This window comes from Micromonospora sp. RV43, assembly GCF_001029515.1.
In the GTDB taxonomy this organism is placed as follows: Bacteria; Actinomycetota; Actinomycetes; order Mycobacteriales; family Micromonosporaceae; genus Micromonospora; species Micromonospora aurantiaca.
This window is the reverse complement of the sequence record NZ_LEKG01000030.1, coordinates 12,650-32,335: the sequence shown is the minus strand read 5'-3', so window position 1 is coordinate 32,335 and position 19,686 is coordinate 12,650. Positions and strand designations below refer to the sequence as shown.

19 protein-coding genes and 5 pseudogenes are annotated in these 19,686 nt (G+C 72.5%); 6 read left to right on the top strand and 18 right to left on the bottom strand.

The genetic code is table 11. The features are described from left to right. The first annotated feature begins 169 nt into the window (after positions 1–169). Together ABD52_RS10430 and ABD52_RS38210 are read left to right on the top strand one after the other, a co-directional pair. Positions 170–655: a hypothetical protein gene (locus ABD52_RS10430; protein ID WP_047891663.1), complete on the top strand. Its 486-nt coding sequence runs from the start codon at positions 170–172 to the stop codon at positions 653–655. 117 nt (positions 656–772) lie between these two features. Continuing rightward, a pseudogene (locus tag ABD52_RS38210) lies at positions 773–1,325 on the top strand (transposase); the annotation flags it as partial. Positions 1,326–1,438: 113 nt separating this feature from the next. Here the strand turns inward: ABD52_RS38210 and ABD52_RS10420 are convergent. Next, positions 1,439–1,675: a hypothetical protein gene (locus tag ABD52_RS10420; RefSeq protein ID WP_047891661.1), complete on the bottom strand. Its 237-nt coding sequence runs from the start codon at positions 1,673–1,675 to the stop codon at positions 1,439–1,441. Positions 1,676–1,916: 241 nt separating this feature from the next. Between ABD52_RS10420 and ABD52_RS10415 the strand changes: the two genes are divergently transcribed. Both ABD52_RS10415 and gndA read left to right on the top strand, forming a co-directional pair. Further along, positions 1,917–2,213 carry an MTH1187 family thiamine-binding protein gene (locus tag ABD52_RS10415; RefSeq protein ID WP_047891675.1) on the top strand — a complete coding sequence of 99 codons (297 nt, stop codon included), beginning with the start codon at positions 1,917–1,919 and terminating at the stop codon, positions 2,211–2,213. Positions 2,214–2,320: 107 nt separating this feature from the next. Beyond that, complete coding sequence (gene gndA / locus ABD52_RS10410; protein WP_047891660.1) at positions 2,321–3,763, top strand: NADP-dependent phosphogluconate dehydrogenase; 1,443 nt, start codon at positions 2,321–2,323, stop codon at positions 3,761–3,763. Between the two features lie 27 nt (positions 3,764–3,790). Here the strand turns inward: gndA and ABD52_RS10405 are convergent, their stop codons facing one another. From ABD52_RS10405 to recO, 4 genes are all read right to left on the bottom strand, one after another. Then, on the bottom strand, positions 3,791–4,015 hold the full coding sequence (locus ABD52_RS10405; protein WP_013287959.1) for a hypothetical protein: 225 nt from the start codon (positions 4,013–4,015) through the stop codon (positions 3,791–3,793). Positions 4,016–4,136: 121 nt separating this feature from the next. Then, positions 4,137–4,322, bottom strand: a complete 186-nt coding sequence (locus ABD52_RS10400) for a hypothetical protein (RefSeq protein ID WP_013287960.1) — start codon at positions 4,320–4,322, stop codon at positions 4,137–4,139. Between the two features lie 68 nt (positions 4,323–4,390). Continuing rightward, entirely contained in the window at positions 4,391–5,167 is a 777-nt protein-coding gene (locus tag ABD52_RS10395) for an isoprenyl transferase (RefSeq protein WP_030274649.1), read from the bottom strand. Between the two features lie 32 nt (positions 5,168–5,199). Further along, complete coding sequence (recO, locus tag ABD52_RS10390; RefSeq protein WP_047891659.1) at positions 5,200–6,075, bottom strand: DNA repair protein RecO; 876 nt, start codon at positions 6,073–6,075, stop codon at positions 5,200–5,202. Positions 6,076–6,177: 102 nt separating this feature from the next. Between recO and ABD52_RS10385 the strand changes: the two genes are divergently transcribed. Continuing rightward, entirely contained in the window at positions 6,178–7,011 is an 834-nt protein-coding gene (locus ABD52_RS10385) for a DUF4097 family beta strand repeat-containing protein (RefSeq protein WP_235437434.1), read from the top strand. Between the two features lie 39 nt (positions 7,012–7,050). Here the strand turns inward: ABD52_RS10385 and ABD52_RS10380 are convergent, their stop codons facing one another. From ABD52_RS10380 to ABD52_RS10345, 10 genes and pseudogenes are all read right to left on the bottom strand, one after another. Further along, positions 7,051–8,226: an acyltransferase gene (locus tag ABD52_RS10380; protein ID WP_047891657.1), complete on the bottom strand. Its 1,176-nt coding sequence runs from the start codon at positions 8,224–8,226 to the stop codon at positions 7,051–7,053. 150 nt (positions 8,227–8,376) lie between these two features. Continuing rightward, positions 8,377–9,273, bottom strand: a complete 897-nt coding sequence (gene era / locus ABD52_RS10375; protein ID WP_013287965.1) for a GTPase Era — start codon at positions 9,271–9,273, stop codon at positions 8,377–8,379. After that, the gene (locus ABD52_RS10370; RefSeq protein WP_013287966.1) at positions 9,270–9,656 is read right to left on the bottom strand and encodes a hypothetical protein; all 387 of its coding nucleotides are present in this window, start codon (positions 9,654–9,656) and stop codon (positions 9,270–9,272) included. Before ABD52_RS10370 ends, era begins: the two co-directional genes overlap by 4 nt. Then, entirely contained in the window at positions 9,649–11,058 is a 1,410-nt protein-coding gene (locus ABD52_RS10365) for a hemolysin family protein (protein WP_176739880.1), read from the bottom strand. Before ABD52_RS10365 ends, ABD52_RS10370 begins: the two co-directional genes overlap by 8 nt. Then, positions 11,034–11,507, bottom strand: a complete 474-nt coding sequence (gene ybeY / locus ABD52_RS10360; RefSeq protein ID WP_013287968.1) for an rRNA maturation RNase YbeY — start codon at positions 11,505–11,507, stop codon at positions 11,034–11,036. Before ybeY ends, ABD52_RS10365 begins: the two co-directional genes overlap by 25 nt. A 39-nt stretch (positions 11,508–11,546) precedes the next feature. Continuing rightward, positions 11,547–11,909 (bottom strand): annotated as a pseudogene (locus ABD52_RS40725) (PhoH family protein); the annotation flags it as partial. 264 nt (positions 11,910–12,173) lie between these two features. Beyond that, positions 12,174–12,656: pseudogene (locus ABD52_RS40720) on the bottom strand (LAGLIDADG family homing endonuclease); the annotation flags it as partial. A 324-nt stretch (positions 12,657–12,980) separates the two neighbouring features. Continuing rightward, a pseudogene (locus ABD52_RS40715) lies at positions 12,981–13,676 on the bottom strand (PhoH family protein); the annotation flags it as partial. Positions 13,677–13,810: 134 nt separating this feature from the next. After that, positions 13,811–15,191: pseudogene (locus ABD52_RS10350) on the bottom strand (serine hydrolase domain-containing protein). Beyond that, positions 15,188–15,532: a histidine triad nucleotide-binding protein gene (locus tag ABD52_RS10345; protein ID WP_013287971.1), complete on the bottom strand. Its 345-nt coding sequence runs from the start codon at positions 15,530–15,532 to the stop codon at positions 15,188–15,190. Before ABD52_RS10345 ends, ABD52_RS10350 begins: the two are co-directional and overlap by 4 nt. 93 nt (positions 15,533–15,625) lie before the next feature. Here ABD52_RS10345 and ABD52_RS10340 point away from each other — a divergent pair, with 93 nt between their 5' ends. After that, on the top strand, positions 15,626–16,387 hold the full coding sequence (locus ABD52_RS10340; protein ID WP_047891654.1) for an SDR family NAD(P)-dependent oxidoreductase: 762 nt from the start codon (positions 15,626–15,628) through the stop codon (positions 16,385–16,387). Positions 16,388–16,510: 123 nt separating this feature from the next. Here the strand turns inward: ABD52_RS10340 and ABD52_RS10335 are convergent, their stop codons facing one another. The 3 genes from ABD52_RS10335 to hrcA all read right to left on the bottom strand — a co-directional run bounded on the left by ABD52_RS10335 (position 16,511) and on the right by hrcA (position 19,488). After that, complete coding sequence (locus ABD52_RS10335; RefSeq protein WP_047891653.1) at positions 16,511–17,245, bottom strand: 16S rRNA (uracil(1498)-N(3))-methyltransferase; 735 nt, start codon at positions 17,243–17,245, stop codon at positions 16,511–16,513. A gap of 1 nt (position 17,246) precedes the next feature. Further along, entirely contained in the window at positions 17,247–18,392 is a 1,146-nt protein-coding gene (dnaJ, locus tag ABD52_RS10330; protein WP_030274641.1) for a molecular chaperone DnaJ, read from the bottom strand. Positions 18,393–18,465: 73 nt separating this feature from the next. Beyond that, positions 18,466–19,488 carry a heat-inducible transcriptional repressor HrcA gene (hrcA, locus tag ABD52_RS10325; protein ID WP_047891652.1) on the bottom strand — a complete coding sequence of 341 codons (1,023 nt, stop codon included), beginning with the start codon at positions 19,486–19,488 and terminating at the stop codon, positions 18,466–18,468. Between the last annotated feature and the right edge of the window lie 198 nt (positions 19,489–19,686).

Below are 19,686 nucleotides of genomic sequence, written 5' to 3'. Positions count from 1 at the left end.
GGCTGCACACGCATAGCAGGTCCGCACCTCGTGCGCCGGTGCGGCAAGTCCAGATGAACTCCCGCCGCAGTTTCGGACTTTGACCGAGGTTGACGGACAGCCGTAGCTATGACAAGGTTTCCCTGCTACAAGCTGAATGTTGTTGTTCGATTGGTAGAAACGGGGCATTGTGTTCAGAAGTTCAATCAAAACGCGCGCTTTCCTGAGCATCGCGGCCCTCACGGCGGCGTCACTCACGGCGGCCGCGCCCGCTCAAGCCGACAACACCAAGGCGCCCGAGGCGGGCAGCGAATCCGTCCAGCCGTTGGGCGTCTTCGACGGCGACATCACCAACAACCTGTCGTCGACCTACACCGTGAAGATCGCCGATCTCGGCGGCGGCTCGACCTCATGCGGAACCTGGCTCAGCACTGGCGCGGGCCCCTCGTACGCCTGCACTACGTGGCGGCTGCCGTCGGGCAAGGCCGATGACCAGATCCGTGGATCGAACTTCGACACCGACGCATTCATGATTGAGTCGCCATATCGAGTGAAGATCGGTACGCAGGCCCCGAAGACCTATGACGTGCCGGCATTCCGCTGGGTCAAGATTCCCGACGGGTCGAACGCGAATTGCTCCCTCAGTTCAGGGAAGCCCTACTGCACCGTTTCCTGAGCGCGGCACATTCACCAAGTGAGGCAGCTCGGCTGAAGCTAATTTCAACGCTTCGACCGAGCTGCCTCATTTCCGATCCCTGCCGACGGGCGCAACGTTTTGCCCGGGCCGGCACAGATCATGACCGCCCTCGACGAGCAGACCGTCACCGTTCCCGGCACCCAGGCTGCGGAGACGATCCTGCCCCGCCTCGCCGACAGCCTCCGCGACATCCTGCGACAACGTGACCAGGTCGCCGGCGAGGTCGAGAGGATGCTTGATGCGCACCCCACCCTCTTGCCTCGGTCCTGGCCTCGATGCCCGGCATCGGCGTCAGGACCGCCGCCCGGATCCTGCTCGAAGTCGGCGACGGCACCGCCTTCCCCACCCCCGGACACCTCGCCGCCAGCGCCAGCCTCACGCCGGTGACCCGACGATCCGGCAGCAGCATCCGCGGCGAACACCCACCCCGAGGCGGCAACAAGAACCTCAGACGAGCCTTCTTCCTCGCCGCGTTCGCGTCCCTAGCCGACCCCACCAGCGCGCCTACTACGACCGCAAACGCGCCGAAGGCAAACGCCACAACGCCGCCCTCATCTGCCTCGCCCGACACCGCTGCGACGTCCTGCTCGCCATGCTCCGCGGCAAGATCCCCTACCAACCACGCCCAACCAGCCCCGTCCCCGCTTGACGAAACCCATAGGGACACCCCCGCCGCCCCGCCTGTTGACCATGAAGTTGACGGCGTTGGCTGTGCGTTCCGTCGCCGCCAACCTCATGGTCGACCGAGCGAGGGTGGGTGGGTCAGCTTCGGCGGAAGGCGTAGAAACGGGTCTGACCGGCGCGCTGACCGCGGCCGACCGTCCGGGCGTCGCGGCCCGCGGGCGGGCCGGACCTCGGCGGCGTCGGGGTGTCCGAGCCTTGAGGCAGGGCCACCGGCGTCGACGGCGCGACGGTGAGCGCGTCGAGGTCCGCCGGCGTCACCTCCAGCAGCGACGGCGACGGCTTGCGGGACTTCTTCGGGCTACGCTTCGCGGGCATCCATGGGCCTCCTGTCTGTCGGGCGCGCCGACCAGGGACGCGCCGGGCGGTGCCCCGGTGCGATCCGACCACGACAGACACCGCGACCGATGGCGGCGGGAGGGATACGGACGCCCGGAGCAGGACCGGTCCACGGCATCTGCGGCGTGGACCGGGCTCGGAGGAAGGGCGTCAGTTACGCATGCCCGAAGGCTACCGTGACGCCCGCGCGCCGCGCACCCGAATTACTGGCATCGTCGGCATGCTGATCGCGTTCTCGATCACCCCGCTCGGCGTGGGTGAGTCCACGGGCGACCTGGTCGCCGACGCCATCCGGGTGGTCCGCGAGTCCGGCCTGCCGAACCGGACCGACGCCATGTTCACCACCGTCGAGGGCGAGTGGGACGAGGTGATGGCGGTGGTGAAGCGGGCCGTGGACATCGTCGCGGCGCAGGCGCCACGGGTCAGCCTGGTGCTCAAGGCCGACGTGCGCCCCGGCGTGACCGACGCGTTGACCGCGAAGGTGGCGCACGTCGAGGCGCGTCTCGCCGAGGGCTGAGACGCACGGCCACCGCCCCCTCACCCGCCGTCGACGTCCCGGCCCGTCGCCCCGGCGACCGCGATACGGTCGCAACACGGCAGCACGGACGAGAGGTGGCGGTACGCATGGCTGAGCAGGCGACGGCGCAGATCGGGGTCACCGGTCTGGCGGTGATGGGCCGCAACCTGGCCCGGAACCTGGCCCGCAACGGCTTCGCCGTGGCGGTGCACAACCGATCGCCGGAACGTACCCGCAGCCTGGTCGCCGAGCACGGTGACGAGGGCACGTTCGTGCCGTCGGAGTCGCTCGCGGACTTCGTCGGCTCGCTGGAGCGGCCCCGCGCGGTGATCGTGATGGTGAAGGCCGGCGCGCCCACCGACGCGGTGATCGACGAACTGGTCCCGCTGCTGGAGGAGGGCGACATCGTCGTCGACTGCGGCAACGCGCACTTCGCCGACACCCGCCGCCGGGAGGAGGCGCTGCGCGCGCACGGGCTGCACTTCGTCGGCACCGGAGTGTCCGGCGGCGAGGAGGGCGCGCTGCTCGGTCCGAGCATCATGCCCGGCGGGTCGGCCGAGTCGTACCGCAAGCTCGGGCCGATCTTCGAGAAGATCGCCGCGCAGGTGGACGGTGAGCCCTGCTGCCGGCACATCGGGCCGGACGGCGCGGGCCACTTCGTGAAGATGGTCCACAACGGCATCGAGTACGCCGACATGCAGCTCATCGCCGAGGCGTACGACCTGTTGCGGGCCGGTCTGTCGGCGAGCCCGGCGGAGATCGCGGAGATCTTCCGGGAGTGGAACGGCGGCGAGCTGGGGTCGTTCCTCATCGAGATCACCGCCGACGTGCTCGGCCACACCGACGCGGCCACCGGCCAGGCGTTCGTGGACATCGTGCTCGACCAGGCCGAGCAGAAGGGCACCGGCCGCTGGACCGTGCAGAGCGCGCTCGACCTCGGCATCCCGATCACCGGCATCGCCGAGGCCACATTCGCGCGGTCGCTGTCCGGGCACGCCGACCAGCGCGAGGCAGCCCGCCGGGTGTTCGCCGACGCGGGCGACAAGTGGCAGGTGGACGACCGGGACGCGTTCGTCGAGGACGTGCGCCGCGCACTGCTCGCCAGCAAGATCGTCGCGTACGCGCAGGGGTTCGACCACATCCGGGCCGGCAGCCGGGAGTACGACTGGGACATCGACCTGGGCGGTACGGCCACCATCTGGCGGGGCGGCTGCATCATCCGGGCCGGTTTCCTGGACCGGATCCGGGAGGCGTACGACGCGGAGCCGGACCTGTCGACGCTGCTCGTCGCGCCGTGGTTCGCCGAGCGGGTCAGCGACGGCGTACCGGCCTGGCGACGGGTGGTGGCCGACGCGGCCCGGGCGGGCGTGCCGGCCCCGGCCTTCGGGTCGTCGCTGGCCTACTTCGACGCGCTGCGGGCGCAGCGGCTGCCGGCCGCGCTGATCCAGGGCCTGCGGGACGACTTCGGCGCGCACACCTACCACCGGGTGGACCGGGCCGGCTCGTTCCACACCCTCTGGGCGGGCGACCGCTCCGAAGTGGAGGCGTGAGCCGCGCAGACAGCCCCGCCGGACGGTTCACCAGGCCCGCTGACCGTCCGGGTCGGGCGCCCAGCCGGCGGCCGGCTCACCCGACGCCAGTTCGCCGATCTCACCGGAGCGGACCGCCGGGGTGTGCCCGAGGTCGGCGCACCACCGCTGGGCGACGTCGGCGCACAGTGCGGCCACCGCGTCCCGGCGGGCCGGCTCCACCAGGTCGGCGGCGGCCAGGGCAGCAGTCATCTCGTACCGGAGATCGCGCATCCTCCACCCCCGTGGCGGGCGCGCACCCGGCGGCGCGCCCTGCGCCGATCGTAGAGCGGAACGCCCCGCGCCCGGCGGGAAAGCCGGATGCGGGGCGTCACGGTCGGGCCGGACGTCGCGGTCAGAAGAACCGGCGACGCCTGGCCTTCTGCGGCCGGATCAGGTCGGCGCCCTTGGTCAGCAGACGGCTCACCCCGGACGGGCCACGACGGGCCTCCAGGGTGTGGCTGAGCCGGCGCGCGCCGGCCGCCGCCAGCGGCACGGCGACCGCCATGACCGCCCACTGCGCGATCCGCTTCTGAATCATGTGGTTCACCTCCGCGTTTGCTGTCTGGAGGTATCGGTACCCAGCGCGGCCCGTCGGTAAGCGTGACCTCAGGCGCCCGGGGCGACCGGGTTGGGCAGGGCGCCGCCGAAGCGGCGGTCGCGCTGGGCGTACAGCTCGCAGGCGTACCAGAGGTGGCGGCGGTCGAAGTCGGGCCAGAGCGTGTCCAGGTAGACCAGCTCGGCGTACGCGGTCTGCCAGAGCAGGAAGTTGGAGATGCGCTGCTCGCCGGAGGGGCGCAGGAACAGGTCGACCTCGGGCACCTCGGGGTGGTAGAGGTAGCGCGCCACCGTCTTCTCGTTCACCTTGGCCGGGTCGAGCCGGCCGGCCGCGACGTCGCGGGCGATCCCGGCGGCGGCGTCGGCGATCTCCGCCTGGCCGCCGTAGTTGACGCAGAACTGCAGCGTCAGCGTCGAGTTGCCGCGCGACATCTCCTCGGCGGTCTGCAACTCGGAGATGACGCTCTTCCACAGCCGGCCGGCACGGCCCGACCAGACCACCCGGACGCCCAGGTCGACGAGCTGGTCGCGGCGGCGGCGGATGACGTCCCTGTTGAAGCCCATCAGGAAGCGGACCTCGTCCGGCGAGCGCCGCCAGTTCTCGGTGGAGAACGCGTACGCCGACAGGTAGGGGATCCCCATCTCGATCGCGCCCTCGACGGCGTCGAACAGGCTGTGCTCGCCCTGCTCGTGCCCCTTGGTGCGGGGCAGCCCGCGCTCCTTGGCCCAGCGGCCGTTGCCGTCCATCACGATGGCGACGTGCCGGGGCACCGCGGCGGGCGGCAGCGCCGGCGGACGGGCGCCGGAGGGGTGCGGGGTCGGCGGCACCGGCTCGCGGCGGGTCGCCCTCGTCGATCGGATCACTCGGTCATCTCCCTGTTCACTCCGGCGACGGGCCCGGCGCCGGAGCGCGGCGGGACCACATCCGGCCCCGCACCGCCGGGCGGCGACGGGACCGCGCCGGCCGCCGGGGCACCCCGGTCGACCAGCGGCAGCGAGCGTAGCGCGCGCTCCAGATGCCACTGGAGGTGCGCCGCGACCAGTCCGCTGCACTCCCGGCGTACGCCGGTCTCGGCGGCGTCGGCGTACCCCCAGTCGCCGGAGGTCAGCGCGGACATCAGCTCCAGCGTGGCGGGCGCGGGGTGGGCGGCGCCGGGGGGCCGGCAGTCCGGGCAGACGGCGCCGCCGGCCGGTACGGAGAACGCGCGGTGCCGGCCCGGCTCGCCGCACACCGCACAGGCGACGAGCGCCGGCGCCCAGCCGGCGAACGCCATGCCGCGCAGCAGGTACGCGTCGAGCACCAGCGTGGTGGCGTGTTCGCCCCGGGCCAGCGACTTCATCGCGCCGAGGGTGAGCTGGAACAGCCGCAGCGACGGCTCGCGCTCGACCGGGGTGAGTCGCTCGGCGGTCTCGGCGATCGCACTGGCCGCTGTGTAGCGGGGGTAGTCGCCGAGGAACCGCTTGCCGTACAGCTCGATCGCCTCGACCTGGCTGACGGTGTGCAGCGAGCTGCCCTGGTTGCCCTTGGGATCACCGGCGAGCTGAAGGTCGACATGCCCGAACGGCTCCAGCCGCGCGCCGAACCGGCTCGTGGTGCGCCGCACGCCCCGGGCCACCGCGCGCAGCCGCCCGTGCCGGCGGGTGAACAGCGTGATGATGCGGTCGGACTCGCCCAGCTTCTGCACACGCAGCACCACCGCGTCGTCGCGGTAGAGCTGTCGGCGGTACCCGGCCATCAGGCCATTCTCCCTCCGGGTGCGATCTCAGGGTCGGCTCGGGGTGGACGGTCGGGCGATCCCCGATGTGCCGGGCGTCGGGCCGGACCTAGTGTGCTGGCCATGGCTTCGCTCCGCACCGCCCCCCGGCTACGCAGCGCTTTCCGGCTACGTGGCGCTTTCCGGCTACGTGGCGTGGTGGCCGCCACCGCGGCCACCGCCCTCATCGTCCTCGCCGGGTGTGACACCCTCTCGTTCCGCCGCCTCGACTTCGACCAGACCGAGCGGACGAAGATCACGAAGATCACCGTGGACGACGACGGCGCCGGCGACGTCGTGGTCCGGGCGAACGGCCCCGCCGACCAGGTACGCATCAAGCGCGTGGTCCGCTACCAGGGCGACGAGCCGACCAGCCGGTACGAGATCAAGGGAGACGAACTCGTCCTGCCCACCGACTGCGGGCACCGGTGCAGCATCTCCTGGGAGGTGACCGCGCCGCCCGGCGTGGTGGTGCACGGCGGCACCGGCTCGGGCAACGTCGACCTCAGCGACGTCGGCGCGGTGGAGTTCACGCTCAGCTCCGGCGACCTGACCATCAGGGGCGCCACCGGCGAGGTCCGCGCCTCCACCACGTCGGGCAACATCCGGGTCGTCGAGGCGGCCGGCCCGGTGCGGCTGCGTGCCCGCTCCGGTGACATCGAGGCCCGCCGGCTCGCCTCCGCGATCGACGCCGAGACCACGTCCGGCAACATCGTCGTCGAGCTGGACCAGCCGGCACCGGCCCGGGTGCACGCCACGAGCGGAGACGTGGACCTGGCCGTGCCGGCGGGCCGCTACCGGGTGCGCGCCACCGCGACGTCCGGCGACACCGACGTGCGCGTCACCGACGACCCGACCGCGTCGGTGCAGCTCGAAGCGTCCGCCACCAGCGGCAACGTCACGGTCAGCACCCGCTGAGCGGACGGCGCACTCAGTCGGGCCGCGCCCGGTGGCCACTCAGTCGCCGCCGGGCGTGTCCCGCCGGGCCGCCCGGACGCCGTCGCCCCGGCCGGGGTCCTCGGCCGGGCGGCGCGGCGCCGGCACCCGCGCCCCGACGCTCACCAGCGCGTCCTCCGCCCCGGCGGGGGCCGGGCTGGCCGGGGCGGCCGCCGCCCGGTCGGCCACGGTCCGCCGCGGCTTGCCGGGGACCAGTTCGGGGGTACGCCGGGCTGCGACGTCCTCGACCCAGCCGACCAGAAGCGTCACCACGCCGACGAGCGCGAAGACCAGCCCCACCCGCAGCCACAGGCCCACCGGGTCGCGCGGCGACCAGCCGACCAGGCCGACGAGCGGGGTGAGGAGCACCACGAACGGCATGTGCCAGAGGTAGATCGTCAGCGCACGACGGTTCACCACCGTCACCGCCCGGCCGATCGCCGGCACGCGGTCGACCCAGGTCACCCCGGCCGGTGCCCGGCCGATCGCCACCAGGATGAACGCGGCCGACCAGAGCGCGTTGCCCAGCGGGATGTCGTTGATGTCGAATCCGCGCGGACCCGGATGGGTGACGATCCAGACCAGCCCGGCGGCGCCGACCACGGCGGCCACCGGCAGCAGCACCCGGTTGCGCATCCGGCGCAGCAGCCCGTCGTGGTGGGCGAAGCCGAGCAGCCAGGCGCCGAAGTAGAGGCCGAACTCGCGCAGCACCGTCGGTGGGTTCGCCAGGACGCCGATCTCGATCGCGACCAGCAGCAGGTACGGGGCGGCGAGCGTGGGCAGCGGAGCCCGGCGGAACAGCCAGAGCACGAACGGCGAGGCGAGCACGAACCACAGGTAGTCCCGCAGGTACCAGATGGGGCTGAGCGCCAGCCCACCCCAGTAGTTGGCCGGCGGGTCGCTGATCGGGAAGAGCCAGAGCAGCACCTTCGGGCTGAACGTCAGCCCGGTGAGCAGCATGGCCGGCACGAAGACCGCGGCCACCACCCACAGCGACGGCAGGAGGCGGCGCAGCCGGCGCCCGACCGCGCGTACCCCGCTGCGGTCGAGTGACGCCGCCATCAGCGACCCGGCCAGGGCGAACATCACCGACATCGCCGGAAACACCAGCGTGAGCGTGGCGTAGCCGGTGACGTGGTAGGTGACGACTCGCAGGATGGCCAGGAAGCGGAGCAGGTCCAGATAGCGGTTTCGCATCAGCTCACGGCGGGTCCGGGGGCAGAGACAATGGTCCCTACCCTGCTCCGGGACGCTGTGAAACAGCCAAGAACACCTATGGAAAGTGAGATGTCCCATAGGTCTGGCTGATCCTGATCACCGACCCCCGGGGCCCGCCCCGGCCGCCTGTCAGAAGCCCAGCTTGCGCAACTGCTTCGGGTCGCGCTGCCAGTCCTTCGCCACCCGTACGTGCAGGTCGAGGTAGACCCGGGTGCCGAGCAGCTCCTCGATCTGCCGCCGGGCGGTGGTGCCCACGTGCTTGAGGCGGCTGCCCCGGTGGCCGATGACGATGGCCTTCTGGCTCGAACGCTCCACGTACACGTCGGCGTAGATCTTGGTGAGGTTGCCCTCCGGGATCATCTCCTCGACCACCACGGCGATGGAGTGCGGCAGCTCGTCGCGTACGCCCTCCAGCGCCGCCTCGCGGACCAACTCCGCCACGAGCACCTGCTCCGGGTCGTCGGTGAGCATGTCGTCCGGGTAGAGCTGCGGCGAGGGCGGCAGGTAGCCGGTCATCACGTCGACGAGCGTGTCGACCTGATGGCCGGAGACCGCGCTGACCGGCACCACGTCGGCGAACTCGCCCAGCTCGCTCACCGCGAGCAACTGCTCGGCCAGCCGCTTCTTGTCGACCAGGTCGGTCTTGGTGACCACCGCCAGCACTGTCGCCTTGAGGCTGGCCAGCTCGCCGGTGATGAAGCGGTCGCCCCGGCCGACCGGCTCGTTCGCCGGTACGCACAGGCCGATCACGTCGACCTCGCTCCAGGTCTCCCGGACCAGGTCGTTGAGGCGCTCGCCGAGCAGCGTGCGGGGCCGGTGCAGACCCGGGGTGTCGACGAGTACGAGCTGCGAGTCCGGCCGGTGCAGCACCGCCCGGATGATGTGCCGGGTGGTCTGCGGCTTGTTCGAGGTGATCGCGATCTTGGTGCCGACGATCGCGTTGGTGAGCGTCGACTTGCCGGCGTTCGGCCGCCCGACGAAACAGGCGAAACCGGCCCGGTAGGGGCGCGCCTCGGGCGTGGTCACTCGACCACCGTGCCGAGGACGGTGCCGTCCGGCGCGGCCACGTGGACCGGCGCGTCGGCGGAGAGGTCACGCACCGCGGCGTGCCCGGCCCCGTCCAGCGTCGACGCCTCGGTCACCACCACAGCGGCCTCCAGCCGGCTCGCGCCCGCCGCCACCGCCGAGGCGACAGCGAGCTGGAGCGCGGTCAGGGTCAGCGACGGCAGCGCCACGCTCGCCGCCGCGTACGTCCGGCCGTCCTGGTCGCGGACCGCGGCGCCCTCCACGGCCGCCACCCGGCTCCGCGCCCCCCGGGCCAGGACGACCAGCTTGGCGTCCTCGGCGCTCAGCTCGGCCGGGTCGGCGGGGGTGGGCATGGCGGCCGGTACGGCGGGTGACTCAGGCATCGGCGGGTTGCCTCTCCTCGGAACGGTTGTTGTCGCCACGGGAATCGGGCGGATCGCTTCGGTTGGTGCCGTCCGGCGCGTCACCCCGGTCGACCCGGCTCACCAGAACCGTGTCTATCCGGTTGCGCCGGCCGGTCGTGCCCTCGGCCACCAGCCGCAGGCCGGCCACCTCGGCCTCGGCGCCCGGGATGGGCACCCGGCCGAGCGCCTGGGCGAGCAGGCCACCGACCGTCTCCACCTCGTCGGTGGGCAGCTCGGTGTCGAACAGCTCGCCCAGATTCTCCACCGGCAGCCGCGCGGTCACCCGCACGGCCCCGTCCGGCAGGTGCTCGACCGGCGGGCGCTCGACATCGTACTCGTCGGTGATCTCCCCGACGATCTCCTCCAGGATGTCCTCGATGGTGACCAGCCCGCCGGTGCCGCCGTACTCGTCGACCACGATGACCAGGTGGTTGCGGGCCGCCTGCATCTCGGAGAGCAGGTCGTCCACCGGCTTGGACTCCGGCACGAACGTGGCCGGGCGCATCAGCTCGGCCACCGGCATCTGCCGTGCGGCCTGGTCGCCCTGCACCCGCCGGATCAGGTCCTTGAGGTAGAGCACACCGAGCACGTCGTCGACGTTCTCGCCGATCACCGGGATGCGGGAGAACCCGGAGCGCAGGAACAACGCCAGCGCCTGCGCGAGCGTCTTGCGTTCCTCGATCCACACCATCTCGGTACGCGGAACCATCACCTCGCGGGCGATGGTGTCGCCGAGCGCGAAGACCGAGTGGATCATCTGACGCTCGCCGTGCTCCACCACGCCGCGCTGCTCGGCCAGGTCGACCAGCTCCCGCAGCTCCACCTGGGTCGCGAACGGCCCCTCACGGAAGCCCTTGCCGGGGGTGACCGCGTTGCCGATCAGGATCAGCAGCGAGGCCAGCGGGTTGAGCGCGCGGCCCAGCCAGCGCACCAGCGGCGCGACCGCGCGGCCGACCGCGTACGCGTGCTGGCGGCCGATCGTCCGCGGGCCGACACCGACCACGACGAAGCTCACCACTGTCATCGCGCCGGCGGTCACCAGCGCCGCCCGCCAGCCCGCGCCGAACGTGTCGACAGCCACCAGCGCGACGAGCGTGGTGGCGGTCAGCTCGGCCAGCAGACGCAGCAGGAGCAGCAGGTTCAGATGGCGGACCACGTCACCGGCGACCGCCTGGAGAGCACGCCCGCCGCGGGCACCGTCCCGGGTCAGCTCCGCGGCACGGGCCGGCGAGACCGCTGCGAGCGCCGCCTCGGTCATCGCGATCAGGCCGGCGAGCACCACCAGCCCGGCGGCGAAGACCAGGAGTTGAAGATCAGGCAGACCGGCGGGGGTGCGGACCGCCGCCAAGGTGTCCATCACCGCGACCGGGTCGACCGCCAGCTGGCCAGCAGCCGGGCCTGGAGACCGAACATCTCCCGCTCCTCCTCGGGCTCGGCGTGGTCGTAGCCCAGCAGGTGCAGCACGCCGTGCACGGTGAGCAGGTGCAGCTCGTCGGCGGCCGAGTGCCCGGCCACGGCGGCCTGCTTGGCCGCCACCTCCGGGCAGAGCACGATGTCGCCGAGCAGGGCGGGCTCGCCGCCGGCCGGGTTGCTCTCCCCCGGGCCGTGGTCGACGCTGCCCTCGTCCATGGGGAAGGCGAGCACGTCGGTCGGGCCGTCGCCACCCATCCAGCGGTGGTTCAGCTCCGACATGTATTCGATGTCGACGAGCAGCACGGACAGCTCGGCGAGGGGGTTGACCCCCATCTCGTCGAGGGCGTGCCGCGCGACGGCGAGCACGGCGTCGGTGTCGACGTCGACACCCGACTCGTTGGCGATCTCGATGGACAACTGTCTTCCTCTGATGATGTGACGGCTTCCGCCGGTGGGTCAGCGGCGCCGGCCGGCCCGGCCGCCCTGGGCGGTCCGCCCAGGTACGGCGTGCACGCTCTGCGCCTGCTGGGTCTCCCGCTCGGCGTCCCAGCGGGCGTACGCGTCGACGATGTCGCCCACCAGCTTGTGACGCACCACGTCGGAGCTGGAGAGCTGGGCGAAGTGCACGTCCTCGACGTTGTTCAGGATCTCCCGGACCACCCGCAGGCCGCTGGTCGTCCCGCCGGGAAGGTCCACCTGGGTGACGTCACCGGTGACGACGATCTTGGAGCCGAAGCCGAGCCGGGTGAGGAACATCTTCATCTGCTCGGGCGTGGTGTTCTGCGCCTCGTCCAGGATGATGAACGCGTCGTTAAGCGTGTTGTGAGTCACCAGGAAGTCGTCGGTGACGTAGAGCGAGTCCTCCGCCGCGACCTGGATGCACATCGTCTCCCGCACCCCGGCCGGGATGATCGAGTCGATGAACCGCATCGGCCGGCCACCGCCGTGCTCGTCGTAGAGCCGGCGCTTGCGCGACAGGCGGAACGGCGCGACACCGGCGGGTAGCCGGATCTCCACGACGTAGGCATCGGACCGGTACGGAACCGGCCGGCCCTTCGCCAGACCGGGCTTGCGTCCCTCGGCCGGACGAACCCGCGCCGTGGCCACCCCTCCGAGCGACTCGACCAGGTGGACCACGTCGTCGCACAACCGGGGGGAAGTGGTCGAGTACTGCACACGGCACGTGCGCCCGGCCTGGGTGACCGGCCCTCCGTCGGTGTCCAGCAGCCCTTGCAGGACCGCCAGCCGGACGCCCACGCTGTTGTTCTTGTAGACCTCGGGGACGAACTTCGTGCCCGAGGTGGCTCCGGCCAGCCCCAGTTCGCGGACGGCCACCGTCACCGGGTTCGCCACGATCACGCCGCCGCGGTGCCCGTTGACGTGCCGGAGGACGTAGTCGTAGTCACCCTTGCGGACCAGTTGGATGTCGACCAGCGCCTCCTCCAGTGCGGTCGCCAGCTCCGGGTCGGCGGTGGAGAAGGCGGGCGTGGCGCGGGACGAGATCGCGCCGTCGCCGAGCAGCAGCCCGAGCGCGTACGGGTCGAGCGGAACCGCCTGCGGCTCCATCTGCACCGGGGCGACGAGCGGGAGTTCGTAGCGACGGGTGTGGCCCCGCCACTCCTTGCCGATCATCTCCTGCGTCTCGATCGTGCGCCGCCGGCCGCGACGCTTGTCGTCCGGCGTGGCTACGGTCCACAGGTGCTCGCCGCAGCAGAGCGTGGACGCGCCGTCCTGGGTGGTGACCCGGTAGGTCTGCTTCGGCCCCTGCGGGTAGATGCCGATCACCGGTGTGGGCGTCCCGTTCGAGCCGATGACCAGGTCACCGACCTGGAGCGAGCCGAACGGCCGGAAGCCCTCCGGGGTCAGCACCCGGGCGTCGTACGGCTGGGCCCGCCCGCGCATGTACGCCAGCGGCGCCACCTCGATCGTGCCGGCGGCCATCAGCTTCGGGATGGTCTCCGGGTCGAGCATGTCGTGCAACGCGTCGTAGAGCGGGCGCAGGTAGGGGTCGATCTTCTCGTTCAGGGTGCCGGGCAGGAAGCCCAGCCGCTCCCCCGCCTCGACCGCCGGCCGGGTCAGGATGATCCGGTTGACCTGCTTGGCCTGGAGCGCCTGCACGGCCTTCGCCATGGCCAGGTACGTCTTGCCGGTACCCGCCGGGCCGATGCCGAAGACGATGGTGTGGGCGTCGATCGCGTCGACGTACTTCTTCTGGCCCAGCGTCTTGGGACGGATGGTGCGGCCGCGCCGGGAGAGGATGTTGAGTGTCAGGACCTCGGCGGGCCGCTCGGCGCCGCCCTGTTCGAGCATGCCGACGGTACGCCGTACCGCGTCTGTGGTCAGGGTCTCGCCTTTCTCGATCAGTTCGAGCAGCTCACTGAAGAGACGCTCGGCGAGGGCGTTGTCGGCGGGGGCGCCGGTGATGGTGATCTCGTTGCCGCGGACGTGGACGTCGCTGTCGATCGAGCGCTCGACGAGCCGCAGGATCTCGTCGCCCGCGCCGAGCAGGTTCACCATGATCTTCTGGTCGGGGACCGTGATCCTGGTCTGCACACGCGGCGTGCCGGGAGGTGGGGTGCCGGTCATAGGTCGGGCCGTCGGGCCCTGCGCCACCTGCTCTCCGCTTCTCGGGCGCCGGGCCCTGCCGGCGCGGCGTTCGGTTACCTCCATCGTATCGGGTCGGCACCGTACGCACCGCGCCCATTTCCGGTGGCCGGCGGTCAGTCGCCGGCGCGGAAGTCGTACCCGTCGAAGGTCTCCTGGGTGCGGGTGAAACGGTAGGTCGCCCAGTGCATCCGGACCACCACGCCCCGTTCGTCGCGGGTCAGCCGCAGCAGCTCCCCCACCTCGCGGCCGGAGACCGTGCGGAACACGTCCGGCTCCGGCCGGTCCGGCAGCGGCGCGAACACCGCCGGCGGCTTCCCGGCCGGGTCGTCCGCGCCACGTGCCCGCAGCGTCCCGTCGTGCCAGGAGAAGACGTACTCGAAGCCCTCGCCCCACCAGCGGCCCGGCACGCCGCGCAGGTGGTCCGGCGCGGGCGGGCCGGGACGCCACGGCTCGATCTCCGCCGGGTCGTGCTCGACGGCGGCGGCGAGCAGCCGGTGTGACAGGTCGAACACCTCCACGCCGGTGCCGGACGAGCCGAGCACCGCGACGCCCATCGCCCCGGCGGTGCCCTGCCCGCCGCGCCGCCCGTAGACAGCGGCGAGGAACCCGGGCATCGCGCCGTCGTGGCCCACGTGGATCACCCGGTCCGCCTGCGGGACCAGGATCAGGCCCAGCCCGAAGCCGGAACCAGACCGACTCGTCGGTGGGCGTGAGCGGCCAGCACATCTCCTCGACAGTCGTCGCGGCGAGCACCGCGCCGTCCGGGTCCACCGCCGCCGGGTCGGCCAGGAACGCGGCCCAGCGGGCCATGTCCGTCGCGGTGCTCCAGAGCTGCGCGGCGGGGGCCACCGCGCCGAAGTCGGCGGGTGGTTCCGGGTGGGCCTCGTCGGAGTACGCGTCGACCAGGAACCCGGTCGCGGCACGCTCGGTCGGGTACGGGCCGGTGGCGGTCAGCCCGAGCGGGGTGAGCACCCGGTCGGCCAGCACCTCGGCCCAGGTGCCGCCGCGCAGCCGGGCGACCGCCTCGCCGAGCAGCGCCAGGCCGAGGTTGGAGTAGTGGAAGCGCCGGCCGGTGGGCAGCACCCGCTCGACCCGGGCCAGGTCGGCCAGCAGCTCGTCGACGGCCGGGGCGCGCAGGCTGTCCCACACGTCGCCGTGCGGCTCGCGTTGCAGGCCGGCGGTGTGCGACAGCAGCCGGCGTACTGTCGCGTCGCCGTGCGCGGGCAGGTCCAGGTGCCGCCCGATCGGGTCGTCCAGGTCGAGCAGGCCCTCGTCGCGGCACTGCATGACGAGCACCGCGGTGAAGGTCTTGGTGACCGAGCCGATCCGGAACACCGTCTCCGGCCCCAGCGGGGTGTCGTTGCCGGTGTCGCCAACGGCGCAGGTCCATAGCGGCCGGTCGGCCCGGTGCAGGGCGGCCGACACCGCCGGGATCCGCCCGGTGGCCTGCGCCTGGCGCACCATCCGGCCGAGCCGGTCGGAGACGTCGGTCATCGGCAGAGCATCGGGCCGAGCGGCGCGCCGCCGAGCAGGTGGGCGTGCACGTGGAAGACCTCCTGGCCGCCGTACGGGCCGGTGTTGAACATCAGCCGGAACCCGTCCACGGTCAGGCCCTCCTCCTCGGCGACCACGGCGGCGGTCTGGAGCACCTCGCCGGCCAGCTCGGGCGCACCCTGGGCCAGCGTGGCCACGTCCGCGTAGTGCTCCTTGGGGATCACCAGCACGTGGGTGGGCGCCTTCGGGTCGATGTCCCGGAAGGCCAGGGTGGTGGGGGTCTCGCGGACGATGGTGGCCGGAATCTCCCCGGCGACGATCCGGCAGAAGAGGCAGTCCATCGCAGCAGTGTAAGGAGGGGCCCCTGCTTAACGCCTCCGGTATGGGAAGGGGCCCTTTTCAACAGTCTGGCCCGGTGCGGCAGGATGGCCGCCATGTCGGGACGGGCGGTGCTGGTGACGGGGGCCTCGCGGGGCATCGGGCGGGCGGTGGCGCGGGCGTTCGCCGCAGGTGGAGACCGGGTGGTGATCCACCACCGGGACTCGGCCGAGCTGGCCGAGCGGCTGCGCGCCGAGTTGCCGGGTGACGGGCACGTGGTGGTACGCGCCGACCTGGCCGACGCCGACGCGGTACGGACCATGGTGGACGAGGCGGCCCAGCGACTCGGCGGCCTCGACGTACTCGTGAACAACGCCGGGGTGTTCGGGCCGGCCGATCCCCCGCACCCGGTCTTCGAGAGCAGCTACGAGCAGTGGCGGGCGCGCTGGCGGGAGGTGCTCGACACCAACCTCGTCGGCGCCGCGAACGCCGCCTGGTGCGCCGCGCAGCACATGCGCGAACGCGGGGGCCGGATCGTGAACGTCTCGTCCCGGGGCGCGTTCCGGGGCGAGCCGGCCAACCCGGCGTACGGGGCCAGCAAGGCCGGGATGAACGCGATGGCCCAGTCGCTGGCGGTGGCCCTGGCGCCGTACGGCATCGCTGTGGCGTGCGTGGCGCCCGGCTTCGTCGAGACCGACATGACGAACGAGCACCTGAAGAGCGAGCGGGGCGAGGCGGTACGCGCCCAGTCCCCGTTCCACCGGGTGGCCCGGCCGGAGGAGATCGCGGCGGCGGTGCACTGGCTGGCGAGCCCCGAGGCCGAGTGGGCCGCAGGCACCATCATCGACATGAACGGCGCCTCCTACCTCCGCTCCTGACCCCCACGCCCTCCGCGATCTTGCACTTTCGGCCCCGACAAAGCTTCGCAAAAGGGGCGCGACGCGGGCCGAAACTGCAAGATCAACGCGGAAGGGGGGCGCGGAAGGGGCGCGCGGCGCGGGTTACCAGTGGGTCAGGCGGGTGGCCAGGACCGTCAGGGCTGCCACGCCAGCCGTGGACGTGCGCAGGACCGACGGGCCCAGGCGGACCGTACGGGCGCCCGCGTCGGCGAACGCGGCCAGCTCGTGGTCGGCGATGCCGCCCTCCGGGCCCACCACCAGCACGATCTCGCCGGTGGCCGGCAGGTCGACTGTGGTCAGCCGGTCGTGGGCGCCCTCGTGCAGCACGAACGCGCCGGCCGCACCGGCGATCCGGCGGGCCACCGAGGCGGTGGACTCGTCGGGCGCGCCGGCCACCACCGGCAGCCACGGGCGGCGGGCCTGCTTGGCCGCCTCCCGGGCGGTGGCGACCCACTTCTGCCGGGCCCGTTCGCCCCGCTCGCCGCGCCACTGCGCCACCGAGCGGGACGCCGCCCACGGCACGATCTCGTCCACGCCGACCTCGGTCATCGCCTGCACGGCGAGTTCACCCCGGTCGCCCTTGGCGATGCCCTGCACCACGACGAGCCGGGGTACCGGTGCGTCCGCGTACCCCCGGCTGGTGACCCGCAGGTAGAGCGTGCCGCGGCCGACGGCGGTGACCACCGCGGCGGCGGTGCCGCCCCGGCCGTCGGCGAGCACCAGTTCCTCGCCGGCGCGCAGCCGCTGCACGGTGGCCGCGTGGTGGCCCTCCGGGCCGTCGAGCGTCAGCGTGTCACCGGTGGGCAGCGCCTCGACCAGGAACAGCGGGGCGGACACCTCAGGCGTGCCCGTTGAAGGCGTCGCGCATCCGGGAGAAGAACCCGCCCTGCTTGGTCAGCTCGGCGACCTCCTCGCCGCGGGTCTTGGCGAAGTCGCGCAGCATCCGCTCCTGGTCGGCGTCGAGCTTGGTCGGGGTACGCACGTCCAGGTGCACGTAGAGGTCACCCCGGCCGGTGCCGCGCAGGTGCGGTACGCCCCGGGCGCGCAGCCGCATCGTGCTTCCGGGCTGGGTGCCGGGCTTGACGTCGACCGTCTCCTCGCTGTCCAGCGTCTTGATGGTCAGCCGGGTGCCCAGCGCGGCCGCGGTCATCGGCACGGTGACCCGGCAGTGCAGGTCGTCGCCCTTGCGGGAGTAGACGTCGTGCGGCCGCTCGTGGATCTCGACGTAGAGGTCACCGGCGGTGCCGCCACCCGGGCCGACCTCGCCCTGCTGGGCCAGGCGGATCCGCATGCCGTCCTCGACCCCGGCCGGGATCTTCACGGTGAGCGAGCGGCGGGTGCGCACCCGGCCGTCACCGGCGCAGGTCGGGCAGGGGTGCGGGATGGTGGTGCCGTAGCCCTGGCAGACGGTGCACGGCCGGGCGGAGACCACCTGGCCGAGGAACGTCCGCTGCACCGACTGCACCTCGCCCCGGCCGCCGCACGCCTCGCAGGTGGCCAGGTGGGTGCCGGCGGCGGTGCCGGCGCCGGAGCAGGTGGTGCAGAGCACGGCGGTGTCGACGGTGATCGGCGCCTCGACGCCGAACGCGGTCTCGTTGAGGTCCAGCTCCAGGCGCAGGATCGCGTCCGCACCGGGGCGGGTACGCGGACGCGGCCCCCGGCTGCCGCCCGCGGCGCCGCCGAAGAACGCGTCCATGATGTCCTGGAAGCCGACGAACGGACCGGCGCCGCCCGGGCCGCCTGGACCGCCCATGCCGCCGCCGCCCGGCGCGAGCGGGTCGCCACCCAGGTCGACGATCTGCCGCTTCCGGTCGTCCGAGAGGACCTCGTACGCGGCGTTGATGTCCTTGAACTTCTCCTGGGCCTCCGGGTCCGGATTGACGTCCGGGTGGAACTGCCGCGCCAGCTTGCGGTAGGCGCGCTTGATCTCGTCGTCGGAGGCGTCCCGGCTCACGCCGAGAATGCCGTAGTAGTCCCTGGCCACTGCGTTAGGTGTCCTCATGTTCGTCTCGCGTCGCTCCGGTCGTCGGCCGGAACCGGCCGTCGGCCCTGACTGGTCAGTTCTGGGCCAGCAGTTCGCCCACGTAGCGTGCCACGGCCCTCACCATGGCGATATTGCCGGGGTAGTCCATCCGGGTCGGCCCGAGCACGCCGAGTCCACCGACGATCGTGCTGCCCGGTCCGTAGCCGGTGCTGACCACCGAGGCGGCCCGCAGGTTGTCGAATTCGTTCTCGTCGCCGATGAGCACCCGGGTGGTGCTCGGCTCCGTCTCACCGATCAGCTTGAGCAGCACGACCTCTTCTTCGAGCGCTTCCAGGATGGGCCGCAGCGAGCCCTGGAAGTCGAGCAGGCCGCCCCGGGTGAGGTTGGCCTGTCCGGCCAGCGCGAGGCGCTCCTCGTGCCGTTCCACGAGCGTCTCCAGCAACACGGTGGAGAGCGTGGTCATGGCCGGGCGCAGATGCGGCGCGGACTCCTCGACGAGCGCCTCCACCAGCGGCGGCGTCTCGGCGAGCTGGCTGCCGACGAGCTTCTCGTTCACCAGCCGGCGCAGGTCGGTCACGTCGTCGGCGGGCACCGGGGCGGGCAGCTCGACCAGCCGCTGCTCGACCCGGCCGGTGTCGGCGATCATGACGACCATGAGCCGGGTGGTGGAGATCGGCACCAGCTCCAGGTGGCGCACCTTGGAGCGGGCCAGGCTCGGGTACTGCACCACTGCCACCTGCCGGGTGAGCTGGGCGAGCAGCCGGACCGTGCGGTGCACCACGTCGTCCAGGTCGACGGCGCCGACCAGGAAGCGCTCGATCGCCCGGCGTTCGGCCGGGCTGAGCGGCTTGACCCGGGACAGCCGGTCGACGAAGAGGCGGTAGCCGCGGTCGGTGGGCACCCGGCCGGCGCTGGTGTGCGGCTGCCGGATGTAGCCCTCCTCCTCCAGCACCGCCATGTCGTTGCGCACGGTGGCCGGCGAGACGCCGAGCTGGTGCCGCTCGACCAGGGCCTTGCTGCCGACCGGTTCCTGCGTGGCGACGTAGTCCTCGACGATCGCGCGCAGCACGGCGAGTTTGCGGTCGTCGAGACCCATTCCCCACCTCCTGACGCACCTCGGCCGGGCCGGCACGCGGCATCCGCCGGGCGGCTGGCACTCGACTGTAGCGAGTGCCAGTCTACGTCGGCACCCCCGCCGGCGCGATGATCGCCCGACGGACCTGCGGTGCGGCCCACCACACAGCGCCGCCCACCAGGGCCGAACAGCCGGTCATCGTCGGTCTGTGTCGCTCTG